At 70.5% G+C, this 15,769-nt stretch carries 16 protein-coding genes; 10 read left to right on the top strand and 6 right to left on the bottom strand.

Translation table 11 applies throughout. The features are described 5' to 3' along the window. Positions 1-24 precede the first annotated feature (24 nt). The gene (locus L942_RS28180; RefSeq protein ID WP_037366212.1) at positions 25-693 is read right to left on the bottom strand and encodes an alpha/beta fold hydrolase; all 669 of its coding nucleotides are present in this window, start codon (positions 691-693) and stop codon (positions 25-27) included. Positions 694-774: 81 nt separating this feature from the next. On the opposite strand from L942_RS28180, the gene L942_RS28175 reads away from it, so the two are divergent. Beyond that, positions 775-1,560 (top strand): AraC family transcriptional regulator, encoded by a 786-nt coding sequence (locus L942_RS28175; protein WP_081655269.1) that lies wholly within the window; start codon positions 775-777, stop codon positions 1,558-1,560. Here L942_RS28175 and L942_RS28170 read toward each other — a convergent pair. The 3 genes from L942_RS28170 to L942_RS28160 form a co-directional block, all read right to left on the bottom strand. Next, positions 1,557-2,426, bottom strand: a complete 870-nt coding sequence (locus L942_RS28170) for a 1,4-dihydroxy-2-naphthoate polyprenyltransferase (protein WP_037366267.1) — start codon at positions 2,424-2,426, stop codon at positions 1,557-1,559. The genes L942_RS28175 and L942_RS28170 overlap by 4 nt on opposite strands. A 47-nt stretch (positions 2,427-2,473) precedes the next feature. Then, positions 2,474-3,613, bottom strand: a complete 1,140-nt coding sequence (menE, locus tag L942_RS28165) for an o-succinylbenzoate--CoA ligase (protein ID WP_081655268.1) — start codon at positions 3,611-3,613, stop codon at positions 2,474-2,476. Between the two features lie 63 nt (positions 3,614-3,676). Next, entirely contained in the window at positions 3,677-4,600 is a 924-nt protein-coding gene (locus L942_RS28160) for a 1,4-dihydroxy-2-naphthoyl-CoA synthase (RefSeq protein WP_037366211.1), read from the bottom strand. Between the two features lie 93 nt (positions 4,601-4,693). Here L942_RS28160 and menD point away from each other — a divergent pair, with 93 nt between their 5' ends. The 4 genes from menD (at position 4,694) to L942_RS28140 (ending at position 9,023) form a co-directional block, all read left to right on the top strand. After that, positions 4,694-6,370: a 2-succinyl-5-enolpyruvyl-6-hydroxy-3-cyclohexene-1-carboxylic-acid synthase gene (gene menD, locus L942_RS28155; RefSeq protein ID WP_037366209.1), complete on the top strand. Its 1,677-nt coding sequence runs from the start codon at positions 4,694-4,696 to the stop codon at positions 6,368-6,370. 20 nt (positions 6,371-6,390) lie between these two features. Then, complete coding sequence (locus L942_RS28150; protein WP_037366207.1) at positions 6,391-6,747, top strand: hypothetical protein; 357 nt, start codon at positions 6,391-6,393, stop codon at positions 6,745-6,747. A 91-nt stretch (positions 6,748-6,838) separates the two neighbouring features. After that, on the top strand, positions 6,839-8,356 hold the full coding sequence (locus L942_RS28145; protein ID WP_037366204.1) for a M1 family metallopeptidase: 1,518 nt from the start codon (positions 6,839-6,841) through the stop codon (positions 8,354-8,356). A gap of 202 nt (positions 8,357-8,558) precedes the next feature. Beyond that, entirely contained in the window at positions 8,559-9,023 is a 465-nt protein-coding gene (locus tag L942_RS28140; protein WP_037366202.1) for a DUF3592 domain-containing protein, read from the top strand. On the opposite strand, the gene L942_RS28135 is transcribed toward L942_RS28140, so the two are convergent. Next, a complete protein-coding gene (locus L942_RS28135; RefSeq protein WP_037366199.1) occupies positions 9,024-9,863 on the bottom strand; it encodes an inositol monophosphatase family protein in 840 nt (279 codons plus the stop codon). A gap of 224 nt (positions 9,864-10,087) precedes the next feature. Here L942_RS28135 and L942_RS28130 point away from each other — a divergent pair, with 224 nt between their 5' ends. Then, on the top strand, positions 10,088-11,158 hold the full coding sequence (locus L942_RS28130) for a glycosyltransferase family 4 protein (RefSeq protein ID WP_326929363.1): 1,071 nt from the start codon (positions 10,088-10,090) through the stop codon (positions 11,156-11,158). 3 nt (positions 11,159-11,161) lie between these two features. After that, positions 11,162-12,265, top strand: coding sequence for a glycosyltransferase (locus L942_RS28125; protein ID WP_037366196.1), 1,104 nt, complete (start codon positions 11,162-11,164; stop codon positions 12,263-12,265). Between the two features lie 70 nt (positions 12,266-12,335). On the opposite strand, the gene L942_RS28120 is transcribed toward L942_RS28125, so the two are convergent. Continuing rightward, positions 12,336-12,794: a MarR family winged helix-turn-helix transcriptional regulator gene (locus L942_RS28120; RefSeq protein ID WP_037366193.1), complete on the bottom strand. Its 459-nt coding sequence runs from the start codon at positions 12,792-12,794 to the stop codon at positions 12,336-12,338. 81 nt (positions 12,795-12,875) lie between these two features. Here L942_RS28120 and L942_RS28115 point away from each other — a divergent pair, with 81 nt between their 5' ends. The 3 genes from L942_RS28115 (at position 12,876) to L942_RS28105 (ending at position 15,623) form a co-directional block, all read left to right on the top strand. Next, positions 12,876-13,457: a DUF4386 domain-containing protein gene (locus L942_RS28115; protein ID WP_235079446.1), complete on the top strand. Its 582-nt coding sequence runs from the start codon at positions 12,876-12,878 to the stop codon at positions 13,455-13,457. Positions 13,458-13,574: 117 nt separating this feature from the next. Continuing rightward, complete coding sequence (locus tag L942_RS28110; protein ID WP_037366191.1) at positions 13,575-14,264, top strand: demethylmenaquinone methyltransferase; 690 nt, start codon at positions 13,575-13,577, stop codon at positions 14,262-14,264. A gap of 63 nt (positions 14,265-14,327) precedes the next feature. Further along, positions 14,328-15,623 (top strand): geranylgeranyl reductase family protein, encoded by a 1,296-nt coding sequence (locus L942_RS28105; RefSeq protein ID WP_037366189.1) that lies wholly within the window; start codon positions 14,328-14,330, stop codon positions 15,621-15,623. Positions 15,624-15,769: the final 146 nt, after the last annotated feature.

The raw sequence follows: 15,769 nt of genomic DNA, 5'->3' as shown, positions 1-15,769 counted from the left end.
CCCGGCCCTGCGCCGGTTCGACGGTTAGTCGTTCAGCAGTTTCGCGGCGGCTTTCGGGTCTTCATACATCGCGTTGTGGCCGGTCGGGAGGACGTGAACCTGCCATTCCGGGTCGGCTTCGAGCCGGTTGCGGAGGTCGGTGAACGGCGTGCCTTCCCAGCCTGAGCAGTAGACGAACTCGCGGCGGGGGACCTTGGCGAACTCGCCGGTGAGCCGGACCGTCTGGAGCAGCGAGGCGAGCGGATGGGGCCGGCGGCGGGCGTCCCGGCCGTCGCGTTCGGGCGGGCGGACGGAGTAGCCGGTGTCCACGGCGCCGGCTACGAACGCCTGCCGGTACGCCTCGCTGGTCGAGGACCAGCACGAATCGCCGTCGTCGGGGACGTAGGCGTCGAGATGCACGACCCGGGAAACCCGGCCGCCGGCTCGGTCGGCAGCGGCGGCGATCACCAGCCCGCCGTAGCTGTGGCCGACGAGTGTCGCGTCGGTGATGCCGGTGCGGTCGAGCAGCGCCAGGACGTCGTCGGCGTGGGTGTCGAGGTTGGCGCTCGCGACTGTCGCGGCGTCGTCGTCCGGCCGCAGACCGGTCAGGGTCAAGGCGTGCACCGTGTGCCCGGAGCTCTCCAGAAACGGTGTCACCGGGTCGAACACCCAGCCGCCGTGCCAGGCACCGGGCACCAGAACGAACGTCGACATGCGATTTCTCCCTCAAACTGCAACAGCGCCTCGTCGAGAGAAAAGCCTTTCAAGAACGGCTGGTGGCTGGTTAACGCTAAAATGCCAAGTGATGCCCGGTCCCGCCAAGCCCGTCCGGAGTCCTACCTGTGGCCCTCCGGCGGCAGGCATCTCTGGCCGTCCGGCGAAACCAGCGAGCTGCAGACGCACGAGCAGGGACACCTGGTCTACGCGGCTCGCGGCGTTCTGGTCGTGCAGACCGAGTACGGAACCTCGCTCGCGCCCGCCAACCGGGTCGCCTGGACACCCGCCGGGTTCCCGCATTTCCACCGCGCCCACGGCGAAACCGACATCCGGATCGTGTTTCTCGAGCCCGCGCTGGCCCGGCTGGTCTCGGACCGGCCAGCGGTGTACCGGACGTCCGGTCTTGCCCGCGAGGTCCTGCTCGCGCTGACCGGCCCCCGCAATTACGAGGGCGGCGGCTATCGCGGGTCCGCGCTCGCTCGCCTCCACCGGGTCCTCGTCGACGAACTCCGCGAAGCGCCCGATCCGCCGCTGCAACTGCCCGCGCCGCGAGACGACCGGCTGCGGGCGATCGCGGAGCGGCTGCACGAGAACCCGGCGGACAACGCCACCCTGGCCGAACTCGGGAAAACGGTCGGAGCCAGCGCGCGCACCCTCAGCCGGTTGTTCCACAACGAACTCGGCATGACCTTCTACGAGTGGCGCACCCAGCTCCGCATCTACCACGCGCTGGTGCTTCTCGCCGACGGTCACGACACCGTGCGCACCGCTTACGCCTGTGGCTGGGCCAATCCCAGCGGCTTCATCGCAGCGTTCACCGCCGTCATCGGAACCACGCCAGGGCGCTACCGAAGCGGCCGCTAGAGCGCGAGGGCCACCGCGCTCAGCACCGCCCACGCCAGCATCGCCAGGCCGGTGTCGCGCAGGGCCGGAATCAGTTCCCGGCCCTTGCCGCCGCCACCGACCGCCTTGATCGGCTTCAGCAGCAGCGGTGCGGTGACGAAGGCGATGAACAGCAACGGATGCCAGACGCCCATCAGCACGGTCAGCGCGTACGGGACCGTCACGAGGGTCAGGTAGAGCTTGCGCGTGCCACCGTCGCCCATGCGGGTCGCGAGGGTGCGTTTGCCGGACTCGAGGTCGGTGGGGATGTCGCGCAGGTTGTTCGCGACCAGCACCGCCATCGAGAACGAGCCGACCGCGACCGCGCAGCCCAGCGCGTCCCAGCTGACCCGGCCGGCTTGGACGTAAACCGTGCCGAGGACGCCGGCCAGGCCGAAGAACACGAAGACCGCGAGCTCGCCCAAACCGTAGTAGCCGTAAGGCTTTTTGCCGCCGGTATAGAACCACGCGCCGAGAATGCAGAGCGCGCCCATCGCGAGCAGCCACCAGTATCCGCTCAGTGCGACGAGGGTCAGCCCGAGCACGCCGGCCAAGCCAAGGGAGGTCAGCGCGGCGCGCAGCACGGCCTTGGGGTCGGCCGCGCCGGAGCCGACGAGGCGCAGCGGGCCGACGCGGTGTTCGTCGGTGCCGCGGATGCCGTCGGAGTAGTCGTTGGCGAAGTTCACGCCGATGATCAGCGAAAGCGCGACCAGCAGCGCGAGCAGCGAACGCCACCAGGAGAACGCGTCGAGCGCGATCGTCGCTCCGACGCCCGCTACGACCGGCGCGATCGCGTTCGGCAGCGTCCTCGGCCGAGCGCCTTCGATCCACTCACTGACTGTCGCCATGGAGTCCATTCAACGCCATGCGATCTTCACCCGTTCGGTGAACCCGCTCAGTGCGTTCGGAGGGCGGCGACCACTGCTTGCCGATCGATCTTTCCCGGGCCGCGCAACGGGAGCGCGTCGACGAACTCGATGCGTTTCGGCGCGGCGGCGGCACCCAGCTCAGCGCGGACGGCGGCTCGCAGCGACGCTTCGTCCGCGGAGGCCACCACCATGGCCACCACCGCCTCGCCCCACTGCGGATCGGGAATGCCGACGACGCACGCGTCCCGCACCCCGGGCTGCGCGCCGAGCAGCCGTTCGATCGAGGCGGCGGACACCTTGACCCCGCCGGTGTTGATCACGTCGTCCGCGCGTCCGAGCACCTCGACGCGGCCGTCCGGCAGCAACCGGCCGCGGTCGGAGGTGCGGAAAGAGCCGTCGCGGAACGACTCCTCGGTCAGCTCCGGGGCGAGACGGTAGCCGTGCGACAGCACCGGGCCGGAGATCCACAGCCGTTCGTCGGCATCGGGCTCCACGTGCACGCCGTCGAGCGGGACGCCGTCGTAAACGCAGCCACTGGCGGTCTCGCTCATCCCGTACGAGGGAACGATCCGCACGCCTTCCTCAGCGGCTTGCGCGCGCAGCTTCGGCGAGGTAGCAGCAGCGCCCAGGATGATGCCGTCGAACGCCTTCGCTGCGGCCAGGCCCGCGCCACCGTCGTCGAGCAGCCGGACCAGCTGGGTCGGCACGAGCGCGGTGTAGCGCGGCCCGTTCTCCGCGAGCACGGGCGCGGCCGCGGCGGCGAACTCGTCCGGTCGGAAGCCGGTGCCGGTCAGGAAGGCCGGTTTCGTGCCCGCCAACCGCGCCCGGATCAGCACCTGCAGGCCGCCGATGTAGTGCGCGGGCGTGGCGAGCAGCCAGTGTCCAGGGCCGCCGAGCCGGGCGTGCGTGGCCGTCGCGGACGCGGTGAGCGCGCGCGGCGACAGCAGCACTCCCTTCGGCGCTCCGGTGGAGCCGGACGTGGCGATCACCACGGCGGTGTCCGGCTCGACCGGCTGCTCCGGGGCCATCGCTTCGAGCAGCGCCGGTGCCGACGGGTCCGCCGAGTTCAGCGGCAGCACCGCCGGACCGCCGTCGAGGGCAGCCGCCAGGGCCGCGTCGAGGGAGGCCAAGGCGTCGGGGCTGCCGTCGAGCCAGGAAAGGTGCACTGGGGCCTCCGCGGGGCTCGTGCGTGGTTACGCCGGTCAGAACCGGCGTAACCACGCACGAGGTCAGTAGTAGTACGGGTAGTCGGACCAGTCCGGGTCGCGCTTTTCCAGGAACGCGTCGCGGCCTTCGACGGCCTCGTCCTGCATGTACGCCAGCCGGGTGGTTTCGCCGGCGAACAGCTGCTGTCCGACGAGCCCGTCGTCGATCGCGTTGAACGCGTACTTCAGCATCCGCTGCGCGGTCGGCGACTTGCCGATGATCGTCCAGCCCCAGTCGAGCGCGACCCGCTCCAGTTCGGCGTGCGGCACGACCTCGTTGACCGCGCCCATCCGGTGCATTTGCTCGGCGGTGTAGTCGCGGCCGAGGAAGAAGATCTCCCGCGCGAATTTCTGTCCGACCTGCCGGGCCAGGCCCGCCGAGCCGTAGCCCGCGTCGAACGAGCCGACGTCGGCGTCGGTCTGCTTGAACCGCGCGTGCTCGGCCGAGGCGAGGGTGAGATCGCACACGACGTGCAGCGAATGCCCGCCGCCGGCGGCCCAGCCGGGCACCACGGCGACCACGGGTTTCGGCATGAAACGGATCAAGCGCTGCACCTCGAGGATGTGCAGCCGGCCGGCGCGCGCCGGGTCGACCGTGTCCGAGGTCTCGCCGCTCGCGTACTGATACCCGGAGCGTCCGCGAATACGCTGGTCACCGCCGGAGCAGAACGCCCAGCCGCCGTCCTTCGGCGACGGGCCGTTGCCGGTGAGCAGGACGCACCCGACGTCCGCGCTCATCCGGGCGTGGTCGAGCGCCCGGTAGAGCTCGTCGACGGTGTGCGGACGGAAGGCGTTGCGGACCTCCGGGCGGTCGAAAGCGATCCGGACCACCCGTTTGCCGGAGCGGGCATCTCGCGAGCGGTGGTAGGTGATGTCGGTGAAGGAGAACCCTTCGACCTCGGACCAGGCGGCGGGGTCGAACAGCTCGGAAACTCGGGCGTCATCCACGTTTGGGAGAATAGGACCTGTGGACATGATCGCTGTGCCTGACGCCGCCCCCGGGGAGAGCCCGTCGGACGGTGCCCTAACAGGGGCCTGCCGGTGAACCCGTCCACCGCGCAGGCCAGGGTCATCGTCGACGAACTCGTCCGCAACACCGTCTCGCACGTCGTGTTGTGTCCAGGATCTCGCAACGCGCCGCTGTCCATCGCGCTCTACGACGCCGCCGCGTCGGGACGGCTGCAGCTGCACGTCCGCATCGACGAGCGCGGCGCGGCGTTCCTCGCCCTCGGCATCGCGGCGCGCACCGGCCGTCCGGCGGCGGTGGTCTGCACCTCCGGCACCGCGGCGGCGAACTTCCACCCGGCCGTGCTGGAGGCCGACCGGGCGGGGGTGCCGCTGATCGTGCTCACCGCCGACCGTCCGCCGGAGCTGCGTTCCGCGGGCGCGAGCCAGGTGATCAACCAGTACGAGCTGTATGGCGACGCGGTCCGCTACTTCGACGAGCTGGCCGTGGCCGAACGCCGGGCCGGGCAGAACTCCTACTGGCGCAGCCAGATCTGCCGCGCGTGGAACGCCGCGTACGGCGAGTGGCGCTGCGGGCCGGTGCACCTGAACATCCCGTTCCGCGAACCGCTGGTTCCGGATCTCGACGATAACGGCGAGTGGTACGAATCGCTCGAAGGCCGTCCGGACGGCGAACGCTGGACCGAGCTGCCGGACTTCGGCGCGCTGCCCTCGTTCGTGGTGCCCTCGGCCCGGCACGGCCTGGTGATCGCGTGCGACACCGGTGCGCAGGCGGCGAGCGAATGGGCTGAACAGCACGGCTGGCCGGTCGTTTCGGAGACCGGCGGGCTGGGGCTGTCCGGCGCGACCGCGATGTCGTCCGGCGCTTGGCTGCTGGGCGTCGAGGAATTCATCTCGCGGCACCGTCCCGAGCAGGTGCTGTGCCTCGGCCGTCCGACGGTGTTTCGGCAGGTGCAGAAGGTGCTGTCGGACCCCGAGGTCGAGGTGCTGCTGGTTCGGCCGGATTCGGACTGGCCCGCGCCGGCGCACAACGTCCGCCAGGTCGGCCAGTGGTTCGCCGAACCGACGAAGCCCGCGGACCCGGAGTGGCTGGCGAGCTGGCAGCGCGCGGACGCCGCGGCCAGCCAAGCGGTCGCGACGGCGCTGGCCGCCGAGCCGTGGCCGAGCGGCGTGCGGGTGGCGACTGAGCTGGTCGACGCGCTGCCGGAAGGCGCGCTGCTGGTGGTCGGCTCCTCGAATCCGACACGTGACGTCGCGCTGGCTGGGCGGCTGCGGCCGGACGTCCTGGTGCACCGCAACCGCGGCGTCGCCGGGATCGACGGCACGGTTTCGACGGCCATCGGCGCGGCCACCGTGCACCGTGCGCCGTCGTACGCGCTGCTCGGCGACCTGACGTTCCTGCACGACGCGTCCGGCCTGCTCACCGGACCCGCGGAGCAGTTGCCGGACCTGACGATCGTGGTGCTGAACGACGACGGCGGCGGCATTTTCTCGCTGCTGGAGCAGGGCGCGCCGGAACACTCGGCGAGCTTCGAGCGCGTCTTCGGCACGCCGCACGGTGCGGATTTGGGCGCGCTCTGCGCGGGCTACCGGGTGCCGCACGTCGTGGCCGAGACGGTCGAAGAGTTCCGTGCCGCGTTGCGGCCCGCGCCGGGTCTGCGGGTCGTCGAGGTCCGGGTCGACCGGGCGCAGCACCGGAATCTCCACGCGCGGCTGAAGTCCGCGGTCGCGGAAGCGGTGGGGACGGTTTAACCGGCGGGGGCCGGTGAAAAATGGGGGAGTTCTTGAACGAGGCGGACCTGCGCCCGCGAGGCCGGTGGGCCTGGTTCAGCGCGGCGGTGGCGGCACTGGCCCTGCTCGGGCTGGCGTGTTCGTATTTTTCGTCGTTCCTGGTGATGGCCAGCGACAACTGCTTCGCCGGGGACAGCCGGGCGATCTGCGGCACGGGCGGACAGCAGGCGGTCCTGGTGCTGCCGTGGGTCGGCTGGTTCGCCGCGATCGCCGGGTCGTTCGCGATGGCCGGGCTGGCCGTGCGGCGCGGCTGGGGACCGTGGCCGGGGCTGTACGCGGGCCCGATCCTGTACGGCATTCCGATCGCGATCGCGTGGTGGATCGCCGAATCCGGGTGATCTTCCCAGTGGGTAAGAACCCGTCGTTCGGACGTACCTGTGGGGTTCTCGCGTGGATACGTTCGGTCGCATTGGCCACCTTGGAGGAACCATGCGATCGAGAACTCGGGCCGGAATCGGGGCGGTTGCGGCTGGAGTCGCGACGGTGCTGCTGGCGGGCACCGCTTCGGCAGTCCCGGCACCGGGCGCGCCCGGCGTCGGCGACCCGTACTACCCGAACGCCGGCAACGGCGGCACCGACGTGCAGCACTACGACATCCGCGTGAGCTACCAGCCGGAAACCGACGTCCTGTCGGGCACTACGACCCTGCTGCTGACCGCCACCCAGGACCTGTCGCGGTTCGACCTGGACTTCGCGCTCAAGGCGTCGAAGGTGCTGGTGAACAACCGGCCGGCGCAGTTCACGAACTCCACCGGCGACGGGGAACTGGTGATCACCCCGGCGCAGCCGCTGCTCAAGGGCCAGTCCGCGACGGTCGTCGTCAGCTACTCCGACAGCCCGTCGACGGAGAAGGTCGGCGGACTGAACACTTGGAAGAAGGGCGCTTTCGGCGCGCTCGGCGTCGACGAACCGCAGAGCGCGCAGTGGTGGTTCCCGTCCAACGACCACCCGACCGACAAAGCGACTTACGACGTGTCGATCGAGGCACCGGACGGGCTGGCCGCCATCACGAACGGCACGCTCGTGAAGAAAACCAAGAAGCGCGCCGGCTGGACGCGGTGGAACTGGCGCAGCACCAAACCGCAGGCGACCTACTTGACCTCGTTCATCGTCGGCAAGTACGACGTGGTCCAGTCCACCACGCCGGACGGCAAACCGTTCATCACCGCCTACGGCTCCGACCTCGGCGATTCGCTCGACGCGGCCAAGGCGAGCGTGGAGCGGACTCCGGAGGTCGACGAGTTCCTGGCCTCGCAGTTCGGGCCGTACCCGTTCGAGGCCGAGGGCGGCGTCGTGACCAGCGGGATCACCTTCTCGCTGGAGAACCAGACCCGGCCGACCTATGGTGCGCGCAACTTCGCCGCCAGCGCCAACACCACGTTGATCGCGCACGAGAACGCACACCAGTGGTTCGGCGACAACGTTTCGCTGGGCAAGTGGAGCGACATCTGGCTGAACGAGGGTTTCGCGTCCTACGCCGAGTACCTGTGGTCCGAGCACCAGGGAGAGGGCACGACCGCGGAACTCGCGCAGTACGCGTACGACTCCTATGCCGCCGACGACCCGTTCTGGCAGGTCCTGCCGGGCGACCCGGGCGAGCCGAAGCAGTTCGACCGCGCGGTGTACGACCGGGGCGCGATGGCGGTGCAGGCGTTGCGCACAACAGTCGGCGACGACGCGTTCTTCTCGATCCTCCGGCAGTGGCAGGTCGAGAAGGCGGGCAAGGCGGCCGTGATCCCGGATTTCGTGGCGCTTGCCGAGAAGGTGTCGGGCAAGCCGTTGCAGCAGCTGTTCCAGACCTGGTTGTTCACCAAGGGCAAGCCCGCCGTCGGTCCTAACGGGACGGTCGCGGCGGCCAAGGCGTTCGCCGCCGTTCCGGCGAAGCCGAAGTCGTGGGACCAGATCCAGGCGAACCACCGGGCGCTGGCGGAGGCCGATCAGCACTGAGTTCCGCTCTGAAGGTGGGGGCGCGGCTCCGCCACGCCCGGCTCTGCGGCCGGGCGTGGCGGGTGCCGCGCCCTTCCTCTGAACCGGAGTTCTCCGGTGGGCCGCCGGAGCGCTGGGGAACGCGTACGGCTTGCCCGTGCTTCACCGGCCGCACTGGCTGCCGCGTGCCGGGCTGGTCGGCGCACCGGACTAAACTCTCGGTGTGGCAGCCAGGAGTGTGCAGGCACGGCGAATCGCGTGGTTCGCCGTGTTGGGCGTAGCTGTGCTGCTGACAGTGATGTGCGTGTGCCTCGTTTTCGCCGCGTTCCGCAACGACAGCGCGATCGATTCGCACCTCGGCACGGCGAACGCGACGGTCGAGTCGGTGGCGTTCGACCGCACGATCATCCAGTACCAGACCCCGGACGGCATCGTGCACAGTCCGCCGACGGGAGTGCTGTACCCGTCCGGGCTCGCCGCCGGCCAGCTGGTGGCGATCGAGTACGACGCGACCAACCCGGAGCTGACCCGGGTCGCGGGCCGGACGGCGACGCTGACGCTGCTGCCGGTCGGGACGACGGTGCTGATCACGTGGCTGGTCGCGGGCCCGCTGCTGTGGTGGCTGCGCCGGCTGATCAAGCGGGACCGGTCCGCGCCGGTGGCGGAACCGGTGCCCGCGAAGGTGTGATCAGGTACTGACGGTCGCCGTTTCCTGCCACCAGCCCAGCACCTCGTCGGCGACCCCGGGCGCGGCGACCAGCAGCCCGTCCGTGGGCAGCGCGGCGTCCTCCCCGTGCTTGTCCAGCACCACCGCACCCGCTTCGATCGCCATCGCGACGGAGCCCGCGACGTCCCATTCGTGGTAGCTGTGCAGCACCGCGGCAGCCGCGTGGCCCAGTGCGACCTGCGCGATCGACAGCGCGGCCGACCCGAGCACCCGCACCCCGGCGTGTGCGGCGGCCGCGCGTTCGATGAACTCGCCCATCCCCGGCCACGGTCCCTTGCGCGCCAGTTCGGTGCAGACGATCGCCCCGGCGGTGCCCGCGCGGTCGACCAATTTCAGCGGCTTCCCGTTCGCCCGGGCGCCCCGGCCGCGGGCGGCGGCGTAGATCTGCGCCCGGTACGGATCCGCGACGACGCCCACCACCGGGCCGCTCGCATCGACCAGGGCGAGGCTGTAGGCGCACCACGGCACTCCGGCGACGTAGTTCGCGGTGCCGTCGACCGAGTCGACCACCCAGCGGTACTCGGCGACGTCCGCGCCGTGGTCAGCGCCGAATTCGTGGCCTACCACCGGGATTCCGGGGAACTCCGCGGTCAGCACGCGACGGGTGTGCCGTTCCAGGATCCGATCGGTGTCGGTGACCCAGTCGAACGGCGAATCCAGCGTCGCCGGGTGCGCGCCGCGGCCCGCGGTCGCGGTGATCACGTCGGTGGCGTCGTTCGCCAGCCGCCCCGCGACCTCGAGCGCTCGGGAGAGCAGCCCGGGTTCCACGGGCCGCGACGGCCTGGAAGACAAGAGGGTCATGCCTGCTTAGTCTGGGCGTTCCTGGTGTCCGGGACGCGACCGGAAGATGACATGTCGTGGCGAATTCTTCGACGGTCGGCGCCCGCGCGCGGACGCTGCGGAGTGTTTCGCCACCGTTGGCCGGTCGGTTACGCGGGATTGGCCCGCCTGGCCTGCGGTTTTGCGACAGTGGCGCGGTGCGAGTCGCCATAGTCACCGAAAGTTTCCTGCCCCAGGTGAACGGCGTGACGAATTCCGTGCTGCGGGTCGTCGAGCACCTGGTCGAATCCGCGCACGACGTGCTGGTCGTCGCGCCGGGACCGGGCCCGGCGAGTTACCGCGGCGCTCCGGTCGTCCGCATTCCGGCGCTGGACTTCCCCGGCGTGAACTCGCTGCCGATCGGCCTGCCGACGCGCACCGTGCTCACCGCGCTGGCCGAGTTCGGCCCGGATGTCGTGCACCTGGCCTCGCCGTTCGTGGTCGGTGCGCGCGGGCTCGCCGCGGCCAGACGGCTGCGGGTGCCGTCGATCGCGGTCTACCAGACCGACATCGCCGGGTTCGCCACGTCGTACGGCTTCGGCATCGGCGCACGGGCGGCCTGGCGCTGGGTGCGCCGCCTGCACTCGCGAGCCGACCGGACGCTCGCGCCATCCTCCGACTCGATCGAACAGCTGAAGCTGCACGGGGTTCCGCGCGTGCACCGCTGGGCGCGCGGCGTGGACATCAGCCGGTTTTCCCCGGCGCACGCCGACCCGGCACTGCGGGCGGAACTCGCGCCGAACGGCGAGCTGCTGGTCGGGTTCGTCGGACGGCTCGCGCCGGAGAAGGAAGTCGACCGGCTGACCGCGCTGGCCGGGATGCCCGGCGTGCGCGTGGTCGTCGTCGGTGACGGACCCGAGCTGCCGGCGTTGCGGGAACGGTTGCCTGGCGCGGCTTTCCTCGGCGCGAAGTACGGTGCAGAGCTTTCGGTCGCATACGCGAGCCTTGACGTTTTCGTGCACACCGGGCCGCACGAAACGTTCTGTCAGGCCGTGCAGGAGGCAATGGCGTCCGGGCTGCCGGTGCTCGCGCCGGACGCGGGCGGCCCGAAGGATCTCGTCCTGCCCGGCCGGACCGGGTATCTGCTGCCTGCGGACCGGGAGTCGTTCGGCCCGGCGCTGGTGGCCAAGGTCGAGGACCTGCGGGACGCGGCGTTGCGAGCCCGGCTGGGCGAGAAGGCGCGGAAAGTGGTCTTGGGCCGGACGTGGCCCGCGGTGTGCCGGGAGCTGGTCGGGCACTACGAAGCGGTACAGGGCCGAGTCGCGCGTGCGGCTTGAGCCATGCACATCGTCCAGCTGGCGAACTTCTACGGGCCGCGGTCCGGCGGGCTGCGGACCGCGCTGAATCACCTCGGCGCGGGGTACGTCGCGTGCGGGCACCGGGTGACGCTGGTCGTGCCGGGGCGGCGGTACGCGGTGGAAACCCTGCCGACGGGAGTGTGCCGGTATTCGTTGCCTGCCTTGCAGATTCCGGGCACCGGCGGTTATCGCGCGGTGGACCCGCAGCGGGTCCGTGCGGTGTTGCGGCGGCTGGAACCGGACCGGCTGGAGGTGTCGGACCGGTTGACGTTGCGCGGGATGGGCGTCTGGGCGCGGCGGAACGGGGTGCCCAGCACGGTCATTTCGCACGAGCGGCTGGACCGGTTGCTGGAGCAGTTTCTGCTGCCCGGGGTGCTGGCTCGGCACGTCGCGGACGTCGCGAACCGGCGGATGGCAGCGTCGTACGACACCGTGGTGTGCACTACTGCCTTCGCGCATGCGGAATTCGAGCGGATCGCCGCGCCCAATGTCCGGCGGGTGCCGTTGGGAGTGGACCTGGCGACGTTCGCGCCGTCGATGCGGGACACGGGGTGGCGCTCGACGCTGGCTGGGGGCGCGGACGCGCTGATTGTCCATTGTGGGCGGTTGTCGCCGGAGAAACACGTTGAGCGGAGCGTGGATACGGTCGCTGAACTGACGGAATCGGGCGCGAAGGTGCGGTTGGTGATCGCCGGCGACGGACCTCGGCGGCGGGCGCTGGAACGACGGGCCCGGGGCTTGCCGGTGACGTTCCTGGGCTTTCTGTCCGGGCGCGGAGAAGTGGCTCGATTGCTGGCCAGCGCGGATGTTTCGCTGGCACCGGGTCCACATGAGACGTTCGGGCTGGCGGCGTTGGAAGCGCTCGCTTCGGGGACGCCGGTGGTGGTTTCGGCATCCTCGGCGTTGCGGGAGATCGTGCGCCCCGGGTGCGGGGCAGCCGTCGACGATCACGCGCCCGCGTTCGCCAGTGCGGTGACCGGGTTGCTGGACAGCCCGGAGGAGCTTCGGCGGGCGGCTGCCCGGGCGCGGGCGGAGGAATTCGCCTGGCCGAATTCGGTGCGCGGGATGCTGGCCGCGCTCGGCTGACCAAAGTCCGTGAGGGGAACCCCGAGGGAATCAGAGTCCCTCAGGGTTCCCCTCACGGACGACTGGCGGGTCAGGTGCGGTAGCCGGGGTGGACGCCGGGGGCGAGGCCGCGGTCGGCGGCGATCCGGCCCAGCAGGTCGCGCAGGGTCGAGCGTTCCTCTGTGGACAGTGCGGACGTCAGCTCGGTTTCGTGTGCCGCGGCGGCTTTCGCCAGTTCGGCCATCGTTTCCTGGCCTTTGGCGCTGAGGAAAACCGCGTAGAGACGGCGGTCTTGCGGGTTGCGGCGGCGTTCGATCAGGCCTTGCTGCTCCAGGCCGTCGACCAGGGCGACCAGCCGGGTCGGCGGCGTGCCCAGTTCGGCGGCCAGCACCTGCTGGCTCTCCCCGGGGCGCCGAGCGATCGCCCGCAGCAGGCCGGTCTGCGGCGGGGTCAGGCCCAGGTCCGCGACGCGTTCGGCGAAGCGCTGGGTCGCGTGTGCGCCCAGCTGGGCCAGCAGGAAGGCGCTGCCGAACTGCGGGGGTCCTTGCATGCCCTGAACCGTATCGCTTGACAATCCATTACACCAGTGTAATCGTTCTAGTAGTGAAACTAATTGACCTGGAGATTTGCCATGACGACCATGACTAGGCAGCAGAGTGGCCCGCCGTTGCTGGCCCCGGCGCTGGCGTTCGGAGCGCTGACCGTCGCGTCGGCGGTGCTCGGGGCGGCGGGGACGCGGCCGGATTCCAGTGCGGCTGAGGTCGCCGCGTATATCGGCGGCAACCAGGGCGTCGTGCAGCTGCTCGCGTTCGCGGTGTTCGGCGCGTCGGTGCCGTTAGCGGTATGGGCGGCGACGGCCTATCGGAGACAACGGCGGCTCGGCGTCGCGGCACCGGGCGCGGTGATCGGGCTGACCGGCGGCGTGCTTTCGGCGGCCGCGCTCGCGATGAGCGGGTTGATCACCTGGACCGCCGCGCAGGCCAGTGCGGCACCCGAAGTGGCGCGGGCGTTGACCAGTCTCGCGTTCGCGTCCGGCGGGCCGGGCTTCGTGGTGCCATTGGCGTTGCTGATCGCCGGGATCGCGGTGCCCGCGTTGTTCCTGAAACTGTTGCCGCGCTGGATGTCGATCGCCGGGCTGGTGGTCGCCGCGGCCGCCGTGCTCGCCTCGCTGTCCTTGCTGACCCCGGCGCTGTATCCGCTGAGTCCTTGCTGACCCCGGCGCTGTATCCGCTGATCCCGGTCGGCCGGTTCGGCGGGCTGGGGTGGCTGGTCGCCGCCAGCGTCCTGCTCCCGCGCGACCGCGCGGCACGGACGGACTAATCTCGGACCCATGCCCCGAGCGAGCCTGGACAAGGATCCGCACGAAGTCGCCGCGATGTTCGACGGTGTCGCGTCCGGTTACGACCGGGCGAACTCGTTCATGACGTTCGGGTTCGACCGGCGCTGGCGCACCACCACGGCGCGCGTGCTGGACGCCAAGCCGGGGGAGAAGGTGCTCGACCTGGCGGCGGGCACCGGGGTGTCCACCGTCGAGTACGCGCGCGGCGGAGCCTGGTGCCTCGCCGCCGACTTCTCCGTCGGGATGCTCAAGGCGGGGCTGCACCGGAAGGTGCCGATGGTCGCCGCGGACGCGATGTGCCTGCCGTTCGCCGACGACAGCTTCGACGCCGTCACCATCTCGCTGGCGCTGCGGAACTTCGTCGACACCAAGGGCGCGCTCGCCGAGATCCGGCGAGTGGTCAAACCGGGCGGCCGGCTGGTGATCTGCGAGGTGTCGACGCCCACCTTCGCCCCGATCCGGTTCGTCTACCGGCGGTTCATCCTCAAGCTGCTCACCTGGGTCGGCAGCCGGTCCTCGACCAACCCCGAGGCCTACTCCTACCTGGCCGAATCGATGCTCGCCTGGCCCGATCAGCGCGGGCTCGGCGAGATCATCGCGAGCGCCGGATGGACCGAGGTCGAATGGCTGAACCTCACCTTCGGCGTCGTCGCGATCCACCGCGCGCGCAAGCCGGCCTGACTCCGCCTCCTCCCCTCCACCGCCCTCGCCGGGAGCGGCTGAGTCACGCTGTATTTTCGGGGTATGACGACCTCGCGCCGCCGCAACCCGGACCACGACGCCGAAGTGATCGTGGTCGGGGCGGGACCGGCTGGTTCGACCGCGGCCACGTACCTCGCCCGGGCGGGCGTGGACGTGCTGCTGCTGGAGAAGACCGAGTTCCCGCGCGAGAAGGTGTGCGGCGACGGCCTCACGCCGCGCGGCGTGAAGCAGCTGATCGATCTCGGTCTCGACACCAGCGAAGAGGCCGGCTGGGTGCGCAGCCGGGGCCTGCGGATCCTGACCGGGGATCTCACGCTGGAGTTCGATTGGCCGGATCTCACGGATTACCCGCCGTACGGCGTCTCCCGCACCCGACACGACTTCGACGATCTGCTCGCGAAGACCGCGGTGAAGGCTGGGGCGCGGTTGTACGAGCGCACCACGGTTACCGGGGCGATCACGAACGCTTCCGGTCGCGTCGTCGGGGTCGAGGCGAAGGTCGGTCCGGAGAAGACACCGGTCAGTTACCGGGCGCCGTTGGTGCTGGCTTGCGACGGGGTTTCGGCGCGGCTCGCGCTGAGCGTCGGGATCGACAAGAACGAGAAGCGGCCCATGGGGGTCGCGGTGCGGCGGTATTACAAGAGCCCGAAGCACGACGATCCGTTCATCGAGGGGCACCTCGAGCTGTGGGACCGGTCTGATCCGCGTGATCCGAAGCTGCTGCCCGGGTACGGCTGGGCGTTCCCGCTCGGCGACGGGACGGTCAACGTCGGGCTGGGCATGCTGTCCACATCGGCGTCGTTTCGGAACACCGACTACCGGGCGCTGCTGCGGCAATGGCTGGACGGCACCCCGGAGGAATGGGGGTACCGCGAGGAAAACGCCATCGGCAAGGTCGGCGGGGCCGGGTTGCCGATGGGGTTCAACCGGACGCCGCACTACCGGGACGGGCTGCTGCTGCTCGGGGATGCCGGCGGGATGGTGAGTCCGTTCAACGGCGAGGGCATTTCCGCCGCGATGGAGTCGGCGCAACTCGCGGCGGAGGCGGTGGTGCAGGCGTTGGCTCGGCCGGAGGGGCCGTCGCGGGAACGGGCGCTGGAGGGGTATCCGCGGGCCGTTGCCGAGTTGATGGGCGGGTATTACCGGCTGGGGAACGTGTTCGCGAAGCTGATCGGGAAGCCGAAGATCATGCACGCGGCTACCAAGTACGGGCTGCGGGTCAACAAGATCCTTCCCTTGGTGTACAAGGGGCTTTCCGGGTGCTACGACGCTCGGGGCGGGGACGGGGTGGATCGGTTGATCGCTGCGTTGGCGCGGGTTACGCCTAGTCCTCGGTGACGGCGGGCGGGCCTCGGTCTCGGGGCGGCGGCTCGTCGCCTGGCGGCGACATTGCCGTCGAGAGGTGAGACGGGCACCCCGATTTTTTAGTGTGACTACGGCGCGGGGGTGCTTGTCAAGGCGGGAAAGATGCCTTGACAAGCACC

The organism is Amycolatopsis orientalis DSM 43388 (assembly GCF_000411975.1).
Lineage (GTDB): Bacteria > Actinomycetota > Actinomycetes > Mycobacteriales > Pseudonocardiaceae > Amycolatopsis > Amycolatopsis orientalis_D.
This window is presented reverse-complemented; position numbering and strand designations above follow the sequence as displayed.

Excerpts from the sequence above, each read along its gene's own strand:
- L942_RS28180 (WP_037366212.1), bottom strand. The coding sequence starts at position 693 with ATGTCGACGTTCGTTCTGGTGCCCGGTGCCTGGCACGGCGGCTGGGTG.
- L942_RS28175 (WP_081655269.1), top strand. The coding sequence starts at position 775 with ATGCCAAGTGATGCCCGGTCCCGCCAAGCCCGTCCGGAGTCCTACCTG.
- L942_RS28170 (WP_037366267.1), bottom strand. The coding sequence starts at position 2,426 with ATGGCGACAGTCAGTGAGTGGATCGAAGGCGCTCGGCCGAGGACGCTG.
- L942_RS28150 (WP_037366207.1), top strand. The coding sequence starts at position 6,391 with ATGGGGGAGTTCTTGAACGAGGCGGACCTGCGCCCGCGAGGCCGGTGG.
- L942_RS28145 (WP_037366204.1), top strand. The coding sequence starts at position 6,839 with ATGCGATCGAGAACTCGGGCCGGAATCGGGGCGGTTGCGGCTGGAGTC.
- L942_RS28135 (WP_037366199.1), bottom strand. The coding sequence starts at position 9,863 with ATGACCCTCTTGTCTTCCAGGCCGTCGCGGCCCGTGGAACCCGGGCTG.
- L942_RS28125 (WP_037366196.1), top strand. The coding sequence starts at position 11,162 with ATGCACATCGTCCAGCTGGCGAACTTCTACGGGCCGCGGTCCGGCGGG.
- L942_RS28120 (WP_037366193.1), bottom strand. The coding sequence starts at position 12,794 with ATGCAAGGACCCCCGCAGTTCGGCAGCGCCTTCCTGCTGGCCCAGCTG.
- L942_RS28115 (WP_235079446.1), top strand. The coding sequence starts at position 12,876 with ATGACGACCATGACTAGGCAGCAGAGTGGCCCGCCGTTGCTGGCCCCG.
- L942_RS28110 (WP_037366191.1), top strand. The coding sequence starts at position 13,575 with ATGCCCCGAGCGAGCCTGGACAAGGATCCGCACGAAGTCGCCGCGATG.
- L942_RS28105 (WP_037366189.1), top strand. The coding sequence starts at position 14,328 with ATGACGACCTCGCGCCGCCGCAACCCGGACCACGACGCCGAAGTGATC.